This is a genomic window from Micromonospora sp. NPDC048898, from assembly GCF_043198035.1.
GTDB lineage: Bacteria > Actinomycetota > Actinomycetes > Mycobacteriales > Micromonosporaceae > Micromonospora.
Genome location: NZ_JBICUF010000027.1, coordinates 17119 through 30755, shown reverse-complemented (window position 1 = coordinate 30755; position 13637 = coordinate 17119). Strand labels below are relative to the sequence as shown.

The following is a 13637-nucleotide window of genomic DNA, read 5'->3' as shown; positions in this document are numbered from 1 at the left end:
CGTAGCGAGTGATTACCAAGAGACTGGACCACGGCGAATAGAAATGCAACGTCGTGTTTTCTTCCGCCAGATGCTTGATCTGCGGTTGCTCCTGGGCAAGAATCGATTACTCACAGTGGAGGTGGTGCGGGCGATGTCACAGCTGCCAAGTCCGACGATCAGGGCCCGTCGTCTGCGGCGCGAGCTGCGTCGTCTGCGGGACCGCACCGGACACACCGCCGAGGAGGTGGCCAAGATCCTGGGGTGGCACCGGACCAAGGTCATCCGCTTCGAACTCGGCCACTCCAGGGTGATGCCGAAGGACATGCCTCCGCTGCTCGACCTCTACGACGCCTCCGAAGAGGAACGCGAGTCGCTGACCGCGTTGCTGCGGCAGTCTCGCCAGAAAGGCTGGTGGAGCGCCTACGGCGACGTGTTGCCGGACGACTACGTCGGCTTCGAGGCGGAGGCCACGTCGATCAGCGCGTTCGAGAGTCTGTACGTCCCCGGCCTGTTGCAGACGGAGGAGTACGTCCGCGCGATCGTCAGGGCGGGCCGCAGCACCGCCGACCAGGACGAGACCGATCGCGTAGTGGCGGCGAGACTTGCGCGCAAAGCTCTGTTGGCCCGTGACGCGCCGCCGTCCTTGTGGGCCGTGTTGGACGAGGCGGTCGTGCGCCGGGTGGTTGGTGGCCCGACGGTGATGCGTGCGCAGCTCGCGCGCTTGGTCGAGGCGTGTGAGATGCCCACTGTGGAGATACAGGTCGTGCCGTTCGCGGCAGGAGCGCACGCGGCGATGGGTGGAGCTTTCACGCTGCTGGGTTACGCCGACCCGATGCTTGATCCGGCGGTGGTCTACCTCAGCAACGACACCAGCGCGCTGTTGCTGGAGGAGGACCGACAGGTGGCCCGCTATAGACTCATGTTCGACCACCTTCGGGCCAAGGCGCTCGACCCTGACCGGTCTGCGGACCTTCTTACGCGGGTTGCTGCCAAGTTCCCGGACTGAGTCCGATTACTAGGAGCGCTAGCGATGACCCTCCCGGATCTGGCACAGGTTGCCTGGCGCAAGAGCAGCCGAAGCGGTGCCAACGATTCGAATTGCGTAGAGGTGGGCGAGGTGCCGAGTGGGCTGGCCGTGCGGGATTCCAAGGATCCGGGCGGGCCGGCGCTTCTCTTCGACCCGGGCGCCTGGTCGTCGTTCGTGACAGGTCTGCGGCGCGGCCCGCTCGGCTGACGCCTGCGGCGAGGTTTCGGCCGCCCTGATGCCGGCGGCATCACCTCCATCCGGTTGGATGGGCCCATGGCGGTACGCATCGACATCGACGCACTTCGGGACGCGGCCGGACCTGTGGTCTGTGCAGCAGCGGACAAGCTTCGAGCATCTGGTCAGCCGGTGGTGCCGAGGCCGGTCGGCGGGGGAGTTTCCTACGTGTTCCGCGAGGCCGGGCAGCCTCCGTTCGAGGTCTGGGTGGGCGTCACGGCTGACGGTTTCACCGCCGAGTGTGACTGCGCAGCCGCTGAGGAGCTGTGCGCCCACGCCGTGGCCCTCACCGCCACCGCCCTGGACGACGGCTTCACGTGGTCGTCGGCGGCCACCCCGCCGTCGGCCCTGGCGGTCGACCCGAGGGTCGCCGAGTTGGCCGAAGTCGCGGGCAGCATCCCCGCCCGACGCCTGGCGCTGTTGGTCGCCGAGTGGGCAGCCACGGACCGTGTGTTGGAAAACCGGCTTCGCGCGCGGGCCGGCCAACTCGCGCCTTTCTCCGCTGCCGAACTGGCCGACCTCCGTCGGACGATCGACAACCTCGCCCACGAGGCGACCAGCGGCAGCCGCTGGGACCTGCACGATGTGGAGAAGGCCGGTCGGGCGATCGTCGAGGAGATCGAGGTGCTTGCCCAACGGCCGCCGACCCAGGAGGCACTGTTGCTGGTCGAGCGCGCCGCCCGCGCGTGGGACGGCCTCGCTGGCTACCTCAACGACGCCTGGGAGACGTACGAGGAGGAGCCGGCCGAGATCGGCGGCGCGCTACGGGCGGTCCACGTGCAGCTCTGCGAGCAGGTGCAGCCGGACCCCGACGAGTTGGCCGCCCGACTGGTCGAGATCGTCGAGGCGGCCGAGGTCGACTCGTGCCTTGATGAGCCGAACGATTACCTCGCCGTGCTTGGTCACCAACGGGTCAAGGCGCTTCGGCACCGCCGCTGATGGTTGTCATGATCCGCGTCGCCGGCCGCGGGCGGTCGGCGGTTGCCAGGCGGGCAGGTCCGCCTGAGTGCGGTTGAGTTCGTTGGGCTGTGCGTCCAGGAAGGCGCTGCAGGCGTCGGCCGGGGACCCGCCCGGCACACCCGTGCGCGGGTGCGCCGAGCGGGCGACGCGGTCAGCTGGGCTGGCTGGACCGGTTGGCCAGACCTCGCGGCGGGGCCTTCATCCCGACGACGATGTCGACGATCTCGATGTAGCGGGCCTTGGCACCCATCCGGAAGGCGGTGGCCGCCGCGTTGATCTCCTCGAGGGTGTCGCCCTCGACGATGGTGACCTGGTCGTACTTGCCGTTCACCCCGGTCGTCACGACGTGGGTGAGCTGCTTGGCGAAGCGGCCCATGTCCCGCGCGTGTTCGGCGGAGACCTCGTGGATGCCCTCCCGGCCCAGGGCGAAGTATTCCGGACTGATCCGCATGAACAGGAAGCCGATGTATTTGTTCTTGTCCGCAAGGTCGTGCATCGCACCCTCCCAGATGTCGGTTTGACCTGCGACGATCACGAAGAGCGTATTGACAGTTACTGATCGTCATCAAGAGGGCTGACTGTCGGGAGCGCGACCCGCGACGGGTGCCGGCCCCTCGGCCGGCCGGCGGGATAGAGTCGCTGATTGACCAAACGTGGCCGAGGGGGCCGCGGCGCCACAGCTTGGGGGTACGGGTGAGCGAGGCGCGTGCAGGCGGCGGACGGATCGACGGTCCGGCCGCGGGGGACGGGCAGCTGGCGGTCGAGTCGGAAACCACACTCGTGGTGGTCACCGGCGTCTCCGGGGGTGGCCGCAGCACTGTGGCCCGAGCGTTGGAGAACGTCGGCTACTACGTCGTCGACAACCTGCCGCAGGCACTGATGCTGGACATGGCGGAGTTGGCGTTCAAGGCAGGTGGCGCGGCTCGGCGTACCGCGATGGTGTTGGACGTGCGGTCGCGGGCCTTCTCCACCGACCTGGCCGGGGCGATCCGGGAGCTCAAGGAGCGCGGGTTCTCGCCCCGGGTGGTGTTCGTCGACGCCGACGACGAGGTGTTGATCCGGCGGTTCGAGAGCGTTCGCCGTTCGCATCCGTTGCAGGGCGACGGGCGGCTGGCCGACGGCATCGCCGTGGAGCGCGGGCTGCTCGAGGAGGCGCGCGACCAGGCCGACGTGATCATCGACACCAGCCACCTCAACGTCAACCAGCTCCGTCGGCGCATCGAGGAGCTGTTCGGTGGCGAGGACGCCCGCCGGCTGCGGGTCACCGTGCTGTCGTTCGGCTTCAAGTACGGCCTGCCGCCGGACGCCGACTTCGTGCTGGACGCCCGGTTCCTGCCGAACCCGTACTGGGTGCCGGAGTTGCGGGAGCACACCGGTCGGGAGGAGGCGGTCAGCGCGTACGTGCTGGGTCAGGAGGGCGCGGACGCCTTCGTCGCCTCGTACGCCGATCTGGTCAACGCCACCACGACCGGCTTCGAGCGGGAGGGCAAGCGCTACCTGACCGTCGCCGTGGGCTGCACCGGCGGCAAGCACCGCAGCGTCGCCATCGGCGAGGAGTTGGCCGCGCGCCTGCGGCACTCCGGGCTGGCGGCGAACGCCCAGCACCGCGACCTGGGGCGCGAGTGACGGCCCGCCGGGTGGTGGCGTTCGGCGGTGGGCACGGGCTCTCCGCCTCGTTGCGGGCGCTGCGCCACTGCGCACCCGAACTCGACCTCGACATCACCGCCGTGGTCACCGTCGGCGACGACGGCGGCTCCAGCGGCCGCCTGCGCGCCGAGCGGGGTGGCCTGCCCCCGGGTGACCTGCGCCAGGCCCTCGTCGCGCTGGCCGGCGACCACCCGGCCACCCGGCGCAGTGCCGGCCTGTTCCAGCACCGCTTCGCCGCCGTGCCGGCCGGCGTACCCCAACTCGGCGAAGCCGACCCGGACCCGGCGGCCACCGACGGTCCCGGCCCGCGCGACCACGGCGCGGTCGGCCCCGCTCCGCGCGACCACGGCACCGTCGGCCCCGCTCCGCGCGACCAGGGCACCGTCGGCCCCGCGCGGCGCGACCAGGGTTCGGGCGGCGAGGGTACGGACGGTCTCGGCGCGGCGGGCGGCGACGGGCTGGCCGGGCACGCGGTGGGCAACCTGGTGCTCTGCGGCCTCATGGAGTTGCTCGGCGACCCGGTGGCGGCGCTGGAGCACGCCGGCGCGATGCTCGGCGCGGTCGGCCGGGTGTTGCCGATGTCCCGCCAGCCGGTCGGCATCGAGGCCCGGGTCCGCGGTGTCGACCCGACCGCCCCCGACCAGGTGCACACCGTGCGTGGCCAGCACCAGGTGGCCGTCACCACCGGGCGGGTCGAGTCGCTGCGCCTGACGCCCGCCGCCCCGGCGGCCTGCGCCGAGGCCATCGAGGCGATCATGGCGGCGGACTGGTTGATCTTCGGGCCGGGCAGTTGGTACACGAGTGTGCTCCCGCACCTGTTGGTGCCGCAGTTGGCCGACGCGATCGTGTCCACCTCGGCCCGGCGGCTTGTCACACTGAACCTCGCCGCGGAGAAGGAGACCCTCGGGCTCTCCGTCGCCGACCATCTCGCGGCCCTGCACTGGTACCTGCCCGAGCTGAAGGTGGACACCGTGCTCGCCGATGCCAGGGCGGTGGGTGACCCCGAACCGGTCGAACGTGCGGCAGAATCGCTGGGTGCCCGCCTGGTCCTCGCCCCCGTCGCCGTCACCGACGGCACTCCCCGCCATGATCCGGCTGCCCTGGGCGCCGCGCTGGTGCCTGTCCTGGGCGCCGATCGTTAGACACGTACGTAATCACCGGCGACACGCCGGAACCGGTCCGTGAGGGGACGCACAATGGCGATGACGGCCGCGGTCAAGGACGAGCTGAGTCGGGTCGACGTGCCCAAGCCCTGCTGTCGGCGGGCGGAGATGGCCGCGCTGCTGCGCTTCGCCGGTGGGCTGCACATCGTCTCCGGTCGCGTGGTGGTGGAGGCGGAACTGGACACCGGGGCGGTGGCCCGGCGGTTACGCCGGGAGATCGCCGAGGTCTACGGATACTCCAGCGAGATCCACGTGTTGGCCTCCGGTGGCCTGCGCAAGGGCAGCCACTTCATCGTGCGGGTGGTCAAGGACGGCGAGGCCCTCGCCCGGCAGACCGGCCTGCTCGACGTGCGGGGCCGCCCGGTGCGCGGGCTGCCCCCGCACGTGGTGGCGGCGAACGTCTGCTGCGCGGTCTCCGCGTGGCGGGGGGCGTTCATGGCACACGGTTCGCTGACCGAACCGGGCCGCTCCAGCGCCCTGGAGATCACCTGCCCGGGGCCGGAATCGGCGTTGGCGCTTGTCGGCGCGGCCCGCCGGATCGGCATCACCGCCAAGAACCGCGAGGTGCGCGGCGTGGACCGGGTCGTGGTCAAGGACGGCGACGCGATCGCCGCGCTGCTCACCCGCATCGGCGCGCACTCCAGCGTGCTGGCCTGGGAGGAGCGCCGGGTACGCCGGGAGGTGCGGGCCACCGCCAACCGGCTCGCCAACTTCGACGACGCCAACCTGCGGCGCTCGGCGCGCGCGGCGGTCGCCGCCGCCGCCCGGGTCACCCGTGCACTGGAGATCCTCGCCGACGAGGCACCCAACCACCTGACCGACGCCGGGCGGCTGCGCCTGGAGCACCGGCAGGCGTCCCTGGAGGAGTTGGGCGCGCTGGCCGACCCGCCGCTGACCAAGGACGCCATCGCCGGGCGGATCCGCCGGCTGCTGGCGCTGGCCGACAAGCGCGCCCGGGACCTCGGCATCCCGGATACCGAAGCGGCAGTCACGCCGGACATGCTCGTGGTCTGATAGGACGGTGGGGCCGCACGGTGTGCCCGGGAGCACGCCCCGGCGCAGCGTGGTCTCGCACGCTCGGATAGGGTCGCTGCGTACGGCAAGGGGGCCGACACCGGCACTCCTCGCTGTGCCCACCGCCTCGGGCGGTCAGGTCCGCAGACCGCGCGGCGGGGTGGCCGAGATGAACCGTCAGCGGCCGGCTCCAACGGTCGGCGCACACCATTCCCGCCGGCGCGTTGTCTGCAGCCGGCGGACCAGAACGCGAGGAGATGGGACCTGTGACCATCCGGGTTGGCATCAACGGCTTCGGCCGAATCGGCCGTAACTTCTTCCGGGCAGTGCTGGCGTCCGACGCCGACGTCGAGGTCGTGGCGGTGAACGACCTCACCGACAACGGCACGCTCGCGCACCTGCTCAAGTACGACAGCATCCTGGGTCGCCTGCCGTACGAGGTGAAGGCCACCGCCGACGAGATCACCGTCGGTGGCAAGACCATCAAGGCGTACGCCGAGAAGGACCCGTCGAAGCTGCCGTGGGGCGACCTGAACGTCGACGTCGTCATCGAGTCGACTGGCTTCTTCACCGACGCCACCAAGGCCAAGGCGCACGTCGACGGCGGGGCCAAGAAGGTCATCATCTCCGCCCCGGCGAAGAACGAGGACGTCACCGTCGTCATGGGTGTCAACCACGACACCTACGACCCGGCGAAGCACACCATCATCTCCAACGCTTCGTGCACCACCAACTGCCTCGCCCCGATGGCGAAGGTCCTGCACGACACGTTCGGCATCCAGCACGGTCTGATGACGACGATCCACGCGTACACCCAGGACCAGAACCTGCAGGACGCGCCGCACTCGGATCTGCGTCGGGCCCGCGCCGCCGCGCTGAACATCGTCCCGACCTCCACCGGCGCGGCCAAGGCGATCGGCCTGGTCCTGCCGGAGCTCAAGGGCAAGCTCGACGGGTACGCGCTGCGGGTGCCGATCCCGACCGGCTCGGTCACCGACCTCACCGTCAACGTGGGTCGCGAGACCACCGTGGACGAGGTCAACGCCGCGCTGAAGGCCGCCGCGGACGGCCCGCTCAAGGGCATCCTGGTCTACAACGAGGACCCGATCGTCTCCAGCGACATCGTCACCGACCCGGCGTCGTGCATCTTCGACGCGCCGCTGACCAAGGTCGTCGGCAACCAGGTCAAGGTCGTCGGCTGGTACGACAACGAGTGGGGCTACTCCAACCGCCTCGTCGATCTCGTCAAGCTGGTCGGTTCGTCGCTGTGAGCATCCGGACCCTCGACGACCTGCTCGCCGAGGGGGTGGCAGGTCGGCGCGTGCTGGTGCGCGCCGACCTGAACGTCCCGCTCGACAAGCAGTCCGGTGCCATCACGGACGATGGCCGCATCCGCGCGGTGCTGCCGACCCTCGGCGCGCTGGTCGAGGCCGGCGCGAAGGTGGTCGTCTGCTCGCACCTGGGTCGCCCGAAGGGCGCTCCGGACCCGCAGTTCAGCCTCCGCCCGGTCGCCGGGCGGCTCGGTGAGCTGCTCGGCGCGCCTGTGCACTTCGCCACCGACACCGTCGGTGACTCCGCCCGCTCCACTGTCGCGGACCTGGCCGACGGCCAGGTCGCCCTGCTGGAAAACCTGCGTTTCAACGCCGGTGAGACCAGCAAGGACGAGGCCGAGCGGGGCGCGTTCGCCGACCAGCTCGCCGCGTTCGGCGACGCGTACGTGGACGACGCGTTCGGTGCGGTGCACCGCAAGCACGCGAGTGTCTTCGACGTGCCGGCCCGGTTGCCGCACGTCGCGGGCCGACTGGTGCTGCGTGAGGTCGAGGTGCTCTCCAAGCTCACCGGTGACCCCGAGCGGCCGTACGTGGTGGTGCTCGGTGGGTCGAAGGTGTCCGACAAGCTCGCCGTGATCGAGGCCCTGCTGCCCACTGTCGATCGGCTGCTCATCGGCGGCGGGATGTGCTTCACCTTCCTCAAGGCCCAGGGCCTGGAGGTGGGCACGTCGCTGCTGGAGAAGGACATGGTCGAGACCTGCCGCAACCTGCTGGAGCGGGCCAACGGCAAGATCCTGCTCCCGGTCGACGTGGTGGTCGCGGACGCGTTCGCCCCGGACGCCGCGCACGACACGGTCCGCGTCGACGGCATCCCGAGCCACCGGCTCGGTCTGGACGTCGGCCCGGAGACGGTGGCCGGCTTCACCGCCGCGCTGTCCCCGGCGAAGACGATCTTCTGGAACGGCCCGATGGGCGTGTTCGAGATGCCGGCCTTCGCGGCGGGCACCCGGGGGATCGCCGAGGCGATCACCAAGGCCGACGCGTTCAGCGTCGTCGGCGGCGGTGACTCCGCTGCCGCGGTCCGTGCGTTGGGGCTGGACGAGACGTCCTTCGGGCACATCTCCACCGGCGGTGGCGCCTCCCTGGAATACCTCGAGGGCAAGACCCTCCCCGGCATCGCGGCCCTGGAGAACTGAATGTCGAGCACCACCCGCCGGCCGCTGATGGCCGGCAACTGGAAGATGAACCTCAACCACCTCGAGGCCAACCTGCTGGTGCAGAAGCTGGCGGCGAGCCTCACCGAGAAGCAGCTCACCGAGGTCGAGACGGTCGTGCTGCCGCCCTTCACCGACCTGCGGACCGTGCAGACCGCGGTGGACGGGGACAAGCTGCTCATCGGCTACGGCGGGCAGGACCTCTCCGCGCACGCGTCCGGCGCGTACACCGGGGAGATCTCCGGCGCGATGCTGGCCAAGCTCGGCTGCACCTACGTGGTGGTCGGGCACTCCGAGCGGCGGGCCTACCACAACGAGGACGACGCGCTGGTCAACGCCAAGGTCAAGGCGGCGCTCACGCACGGCCTGACGCCGATCCTCTGCGTGGGGGAGGGGCTGGACATCCGCGAGCAGGGCACCCACGTGGCGCACTGCGCCGACCAGCTCGACGGGGGCCTGGCTGGGCTCACCGCCGAGCAGGTGCGGCAGGTCGTGATCGCGTACGAGCCGGTCTGGGCGATCGGCACGGGCAAGACCGCGACGCCGGAGGACGCCCAGGAGGTCTGCGGGGCGATCCGTCAGCGCCTGGCGGACCGCTTCGACCAGGAGACCGCCGACCAGGTCCGGGTCCTCTACGGCGGCTCGGTCAAGGCGTCGAACGTCGCCTCGATCATGGCCCAGCCGGACGTGGACGGGGGCCTGGTGGGGGGCGCCAGCCTGGACGCGGAGGAATTCGCTCAGATCTGCAGGTTCCCGGAGCACATCGCCCGCTGATCGCTCGGTATCCTTGACACCGCCCGTCCGCCGGTCGGTGCCGCCGTGCCCGATCAGACCGGGCGAGGATCGCTACGAGAGGAACTGACCCCAGCCATGCCGATCTGGTTCGCATACACGTTGATCGTGTTGCTGGTCATCACGAGCATTCTGCTCACCCTGCTGATCCTGCTGCACCGCGGCAAGGGCGGCGGTCTGTCGAGCATGTTCGGCGGTGGCGTCAGCTCCAGCCTCGCCGGCTCCTCCGTGGCAGAGAAAAACCTGGACCGTTACACCGTGCTGGTGAGCGTCGTCTGGTTCGCCGCCATCGTCGGGCTCGGGCTGTGGTTGCGCCTCCAAATGAACAGCGGCACCTGAGCGAGCTCGTAGAGTCGTACAATCTGCGCGCGGTCCGTCACCACGACGGGCCGCGCGCAGGCTTTTCTCCGCTGCACCGCGTCGCCCGCCGTCCACCCCTGTTTGACGGCGGGTCCCCTCCGACGACAGGAGCGAGCAGCCGTGCCCAGTGGCAACGTCATCCGTGGCGCCCGAGTCGGGTCCGCACCCATGCGCCCAGACGAACGGCACCAACCCGCCCCCCGACAGGACGTCACCTACTGGTGCCGCAACGATCACCGGATCGACATCCGGATCGCCGCGGACGCCGAGGCGCCGGCCCGGTGGGACTGCCCCCGATGTGGCCTACCCGCCGGCCGGGACGCGCAGAACCCGCCCGGCCGGGTCCGCGCCGAACCGTACAAGAGCCATCTGGCGTACGTGAAGGAGCGGCGCACCGCCGAGGAGGGCGAGGCGCTGCTGAACGAGGCACTGGCGGCGCTGCGCCGCCGCCGCGGCGAGTAGCGGGCTGCTAGCGCAGGCTGCGCAGTCGTGCGGGCACGTCGGCCGCCGCCGCCCGGTCCAGCATCCAGCGGGTGCGGCCCACGCCGTGCACCCCGGCGGCCGGCAACTGCACCGGCCCGGCGCCGGCCAACGCCATACCCACCGCGCGGGCCTTGTCGGCCCCTCCGGCCACCAGCCAGACCTCCTCGGCGGTGTTGATCGCCGGCAGGGTGAGCGTGGTCCGCATCGGCGGCGGCTTCGGGCTGCCCCGCACCGCGCTGACCGGTCGGGTCTCGTAGTGCACCGGGTGCTCGGGGAAGACCGACGCCACGTGCCCGTCCTCGCCGACGCCCAGCATCAGCACGTCGAAGTGCGGCAGGGCGGCGTGCCCGGGCCGGGCGGCATCCGCCAACTCCTGCGCGTACAGCGCTGCCGCCGCCTCCGGGTCGTTGCCGGCCGGGCCGTCGGAGGCCGGCATCGGGTGCACCCGGGCCGGGTCCAGCGGCACCACGTCCAGCAGGGCGGCGCGGGCCTGGGTCTCGTTGCGGTCCGGATCACCGGCGGGCAGGAACCGCTCGTCGCCCCACCACACGTCGACCCGGGACCAGTCCACCGCGTCGCGGGCGGGCAGTGTCGCCACCGCCCGGTACACGGCGGCGGCGATCCGGCCACCGGTGAGCACCACCGAGGCCGCACCCCGGTCGGCCTGGGCGTCGAGCAGCTTCACCAGCAACCGGGCCGCCACGGCCTGCGCCAGCAGGTCGGCGTCGGCGTGGACGGCGACACTCGCCTCACTCATGGGATGCGCCTTCGTTTCCCGACCGCCCGGCGGTCGCTGTCGCGTCGTGCCCGGGCCGCGATGCCCGAGATGGTGTGTTTACGCGGGTAGGGGTCGGTCCGCACCGACCCCTACCCCGACGTCGTGCCCCGGCAGGGCGTCAGCTCTCGCCACTCGTGCCGGAGTGCGCGGCGACCCCGGCCTCGGCGCGCCGCGCGGTGGCCGGATCCTTCCACACGTGCACCCGCTGCGCGGGACGCTGGTCCAGGCCGCGTAGCCCGACCGTCGCGCCAAGCGCCTCCGCGTACACCTGGTCGGCGTCCAGACGCCGCAGCTCCTCGGCCAACTCGTCACCGAGGGGCCGGCGGACCAGCGGCAACGTCCGGTCGTCCTGGCCGGTACGCCGGAACACCGCCATGCTGTCCTCGCGGGTCAGCGTCAGCTGGTCGCCGTTGGCGCAGCTCAACCGCACCTCCCGCATCCGCGGGAACTCGTCGGTGTCCACCCGGTGCGGGGTGATGCCGAGCCGACTGGACAGCCAACCAACCATCAGCGTCGCCGTCGGGTCGGTGGGCGGCGCGACCACCGTCGCCTCGACGACCCGCTCGCTGGCGGTGTCGAACGCCCCGGCGACCAGGGTCCGCCACGGGGTGATCCGGGTCCACGCCAGGTCCGTGTCGCCAGGTGCGTAGTCCCGGGCACGCTGCCGCAGCGCCTCCACCGGGTCGGCGGCCTGCGCCGAGTCGGTGATCCTGCGGTCGGCGACCACCCCGAGGAAGTCGGTGGCGATCTCCGCCGGTGGCTCGCCGTGCCACCAGGTGACCACCGGCACGTCCGGAACCAGCAGCGGCATCACGACCGACTCGGCGTGCAGGGCCAACCGGCCGTACATGCGGGTGACCACGGCCTCGCACGGGCCGAGCCGGCCACCGACCACGATCTCCGCGTCCAACCGGTTGCGGTCCCGCTCGATCTCGGCGCGAACCACCACCACCAGCCGGCACGGGTGGGCGGCGGCGGCGATCGTCGCCGCCGCCTCCGCCTCACGAACCCGCCTCTCGTCCACCACCACGATGAGCGTGAGCGCCATTCCGCTGGCCACGCCGCCAGCACTGCGCCGCTCGGCGGCGAGCGCCTTGACCACCTCGTTGCCGGTGGTGTCCCACAGCCCGATCATGCTCTTCTCCAAGCGCGGCCCTCGCGGGTCAGCATCTCGTCGGCCGCCCGCGGCCCCCACTCGCCGGCCCGGTACGGCTCCGGCTTGGTGCCCGCCCAGGCATGCTCCAGCGGGTCGATCACCTGCCAGCTCTGCTCGACCTCGGCCGCGTCCGGGAACAGGGTGCGGTCGCCGATCAGCACGTCCAGCACCAGCCGCTCGTACGCCTCGGGGCTGGACTCGGTGAACGCCTCGCCGTACTGGAAGTCCATCGCGATGTCGCGGACCTCCATCGTGGTGCCCGGCACCTTCGAACCGAACTTGAGCACCACGCCCTCGTCCGGCTGCACCCGGATGACCAACTGGTTGTTGCCCAGCGACTCCATGTCGGCGTCGTTGAACGGCAGGTGCGGTGCCTTCTTGAACATGATGGCGACCTCGGTGACCCGCCGGGGCAGCCGCTTGCCGGCCCGGATGTAGAACGGCACCCCCGCCCACCGGCGGTTCTGGATGCCCAGCCGCACCGCCACGTACGTCTCCGTGGTGGAGTCGGTGGGCACGTCCCGCTCCTCCAGGTAGCCGACCGCGCGCTCGCCACCCACCCAGCCGGGTAGGTACTGGCCGCGCACGGTGTCGCGCGCCACGTCCTTGGGCAGGGTGATCGCCTTGAGCACCTTCAGCTTCTCGGCCCGGATCTCGTCGGCGTCGAAGCTTGTCGGCTCCTCCATCGCCACCAGGGCCAGGAGTTGCAGGAGGTGGTTCTGGAGCACGTCGCGGGCGGTGCCGACCGTGTCGTAGAAGCCGGCACGGGTGCCGATGCCGACATCCTCGGCCATGGTGATCTGCACCGAGTCGACGTACTTGGAGTTCCACAGGGGCTCGAACAGGTTGTTGGCGAACCGCAGGGCGAGGATGTTCTGAACTGTCTCCTTGCCCAGGTAGTGGTCGATCCGGAAGACGTCCTCCCGGGTGAACACGTCGTCGACGAGGTCGTTGAGCGACTTCGCCGAGGGCAGGTCGTTGCCGAACGGCTTCTCCACCACGACCCGACGCCAACCGCCGGACTTCTCGTTGTCGGCCATCCCGGTGCGGGCCAACTGCTTGAGCACGACGGGAAACGCGGCCGGCGGGATGGAGAAGTAGAACGCCGCGTTGCCGGTGATGCCGTGCGTCTGGCGCAGGTCGTCGAGCGTCGACGCGAGCTGGTCGAAGGCGTCGTCGTCGTCGAACGACCCGCCGACGAACTTGATGGTGCCGGCCAGCCGCGCCCACACCTCGTCCCGCCAGGGGGTACGCGCGTGCTTGCGGGCGGCCTCGCACGCGAGGGTCTCGAAGTCGCCGTCACCCCAGTCGCGGCGCGCGAAGCCGAGCACCACGAAACCGGGCGGCAGCAGCCCCCGGTTGGCCAGGTCGTAGACCGCCGGGAGCAGCTTCTTGCGGGCCAGGTCGCCGGTCACCCCGAAGATCACCAGAGCACAGGGCTCCGGGATCCGGGGCAACCGGCGGTCCTGTGGGTCGCGCAGTGGGTTCGTCGTGTCACCCTCGGTTCGCGACTGCGGGGCTCGCGAACCCGGCTCACTCCTCGCGCTCACGGTGCC

Annotated in this window: 15 protein-coding genes; 11 read left to right on the top strand and 4 right to left on the bottom strand. The window is 71.1% G+C overall.

From position 1 onward, the window contains the following. Positions 1-133 precede the first annotated feature (133 nt). The 3 genes from ACGFIQ_RS34905 to ACGFIQ_RS34895 all read left to right on the top strand — a co-directional run bounded on the left by ACGFIQ_RS34905 (position 134) and on the right by ACGFIQ_RS34895 (position 2182). The gene (locus ACGFIQ_RS34905; RefSeq protein WP_393250421.1) at positions 134-988 is read left to right on the top strand and encodes a DUF5753 domain-containing protein; all 855 of its coding nucleotides are present in this window, start codon (positions 134-136) and stop codon (positions 986-988) included. 24 nt (positions 989-1012) lie between these two features. Then, positions 1013-1216, top strand: coding sequence for a DUF397 domain-containing protein (locus ACGFIQ_RS34900; RefSeq protein ID WP_393250375.1), 204 nt, complete (start codon positions 1013-1015; stop codon positions 1214-1216). A 66-nt stretch (positions 1217-1282) separates the two neighbouring features. Next, positions 1283-2182: a hypothetical protein gene (locus ACGFIQ_RS34895; protein ID WP_393250373.1), complete on the top strand. Its 900-nt coding sequence runs from the start codon at positions 1283-1285 to the stop codon at positions 2180-2182. A gap of 172 nt (positions 2183-2354) precedes the next feature. Here the strand turns inward: ACGFIQ_RS34895 and ACGFIQ_RS34890 are convergent, their stop codons facing one another. After that, positions 2355-2699, bottom strand: a complete 345-nt coding sequence (locus ACGFIQ_RS34890; protein WP_357069799.1) for a hypothetical protein — start codon at positions 2697-2699, stop codon at positions 2355-2357. A 227-nt stretch (positions 2700-2926) separates the two neighbouring features. Here ACGFIQ_RS34890 and rapZ point away from each other — a divergent pair, with 227 nt between their 5' ends. From rapZ to ACGFIQ_RS34850, 8 genes are all read left to right on the top strand, one after another. Beyond that, complete coding sequence (rapZ, locus tag ACGFIQ_RS34885; protein ID WP_393250419.1) at positions 2927-3829, top strand: RNase adapter RapZ; 903 nt, start codon at positions 2927-2929, stop codon at positions 3827-3829. Then, positions 3826-4992 carry a 2-phospho-L-lactate transferase CofD family protein gene (locus ACGFIQ_RS34880; RefSeq protein WP_393250371.1) on the top strand — a complete coding sequence of 389 codons (1167 nt, stop codon included), beginning with the start codon at positions 3826-3828 and terminating at the stop codon, positions 4990-4992. The genes rapZ and ACGFIQ_RS34880 overlap by 4 nt, the downstream gene beginning before the upstream one ends. Before the next feature lie 54 nt (positions 4993-5046). Continuing rightward, a complete protein-coding gene (gene whiA / locus ACGFIQ_RS34875) occupies positions 5047-6027 on the top strand; it encodes a DNA-binding protein WhiA (RefSeq protein ID WP_350872673.1) in 981 nt (326 codons plus the stop codon). A 266-nt stretch (positions 6028-6293) separates the two neighbouring features. Then, positions 6294-7298: a type I glyceraldehyde-3-phosphate dehydrogenase gene (gene gap, locus ACGFIQ_RS34870; protein ID WP_357069804.1), complete on the top strand. Its 1005-nt coding sequence runs from the start codon at positions 6294-6296 to the stop codon at positions 7296-7298. After that, on the top strand, positions 7295-8494 hold the full coding sequence (locus ACGFIQ_RS34865) for a phosphoglycerate kinase (protein WP_357559302.1): 1200 nt from the start codon (positions 7295-7297) through the stop codon (positions 8492-8494). The genes gap and ACGFIQ_RS34865 overlap by 4 nt, the downstream gene beginning before the upstream one ends. Then, positions 8495-9286 carry a triose-phosphate isomerase gene (tpiA, locus tag ACGFIQ_RS34860; RefSeq protein WP_393250368.1) on the top strand — a complete coding sequence of 264 codons (792 nt, stop codon included), beginning with the start codon at positions 8495-8497 and terminating at the stop codon, positions 9284-9286. 96 nt (positions 9287-9382) lie between these two features. Continuing rightward, on the top strand, positions 9383-9643 hold the full coding sequence (gene secG, locus ACGFIQ_RS34855) for a preprotein translocase subunit SecG (protein ID WP_238668369.1): 261 nt from the start codon (positions 9383-9385) through the stop codon (positions 9641-9643). Positions 9644-9784: 141 nt separating this feature from the next. After that, positions 9785-10126: an RNA polymerase-binding protein RbpA gene (locus ACGFIQ_RS34850; protein ID WP_357069810.1), complete on the top strand. Its 342-nt coding sequence runs from the start codon at positions 9785-9787 to the stop codon at positions 10124-10126. A 7-nt stretch (positions 10127-10133) separates the two neighbouring features. On the opposite strand, the gene pgl is transcribed toward ACGFIQ_RS34850, so the two are convergent. The 3 genes from pgl to zwf all read right to left on the bottom strand — a co-directional run bounded on the left by pgl (position 10134) and on the right by zwf (position 13562). Continuing rightward, positions 10134-10904 (bottom strand): 6-phosphogluconolactonase, encoded by a 771-nt coding sequence (pgl, locus tag ACGFIQ_RS34845; protein WP_393250366.1) that lies wholly within the window; start codon positions 10902-10904, stop codon positions 10134-10136. 139 nt (positions 10905-11043) lie between these two features. Continuing rightward, complete coding sequence (locus ACGFIQ_RS34840; protein WP_393250364.1) at positions 11044-12060, bottom strand: glucose-6-phosphate dehydrogenase assembly protein OpcA; 1017 nt, start codon at positions 12058-12060, stop codon at positions 11044-11046. Beyond that, positions 12057-13562, bottom strand: coding sequence for a glucose-6-phosphate dehydrogenase (gene zwf, locus ACGFIQ_RS34835; RefSeq protein WP_393250417.1), 1506 nt, complete (start codon positions 13560-13562; stop codon positions 12057-12059). The genes ACGFIQ_RS34840 and zwf overlap by 4 nt, the downstream gene beginning before the upstream one ends. Positions 13563-13637: the final 75 nt, after the last annotated feature.

Coding starts and splice junctions, on each gene's coding strand:
- whiA (WP_350872673.1), top strand. CDS start 5,047: ATGGCGATGACGGCCGCGGTCAAGGACGAGCTGAGTCGGGTCGACGTG.
- ACGFIQ_RS34840 (WP_393250364.1), bottom strand. CDS start 12,060: ATGATCGGGCTGTGGGACACCACCGGCAACGAGGTGGTCAAGGCGCTC.
- tpiA (WP_393250368.1), top strand. CDS start 8,495: ATGTCGAGCACCACCCGCCGGCCGCTGATGGCCGGCAACTGGAAGATG.
- ACGFIQ_RS34905 (WP_393250421.1), top strand. CDS start 134: ATGTCACAGCTGCCAAGTCCGACGATCAGGGCCCGTCGTCTGCGGCGC.
- pgl (WP_393250366.1), bottom strand. CDS start 10,904: ATGAGTGAGGCGAGTGTCGCCGTCCACGCCGACGCCGACCTGCTGGCG.
- ACGFIQ_RS34900 (WP_393250375.1), top strand. CDS start 1,013: ATGACCCTCCCGGATCTGGCACAGGTTGCCTGGCGCAAGAGCAGCCGA.
- secG (WP_238668369.1), top strand. CDS start 9,383: ATGCCGATCTGGTTCGCATACACGTTGATCGTGTTGCTGGTCATCACG.
- ACGFIQ_RS34890 (WP_357069799.1), bottom strand. CDS start 2,699: ATGCACGACCTTGCGGACAAGAACAAATACATCGGCTTCCTGTTCATG.
- ACGFIQ_RS34895 (WP_393250373.1), top strand. CDS start 1,283: ATGGCGGTACGCATCGACATCGACGCACTTCGGGACGCGGCCGGACCT.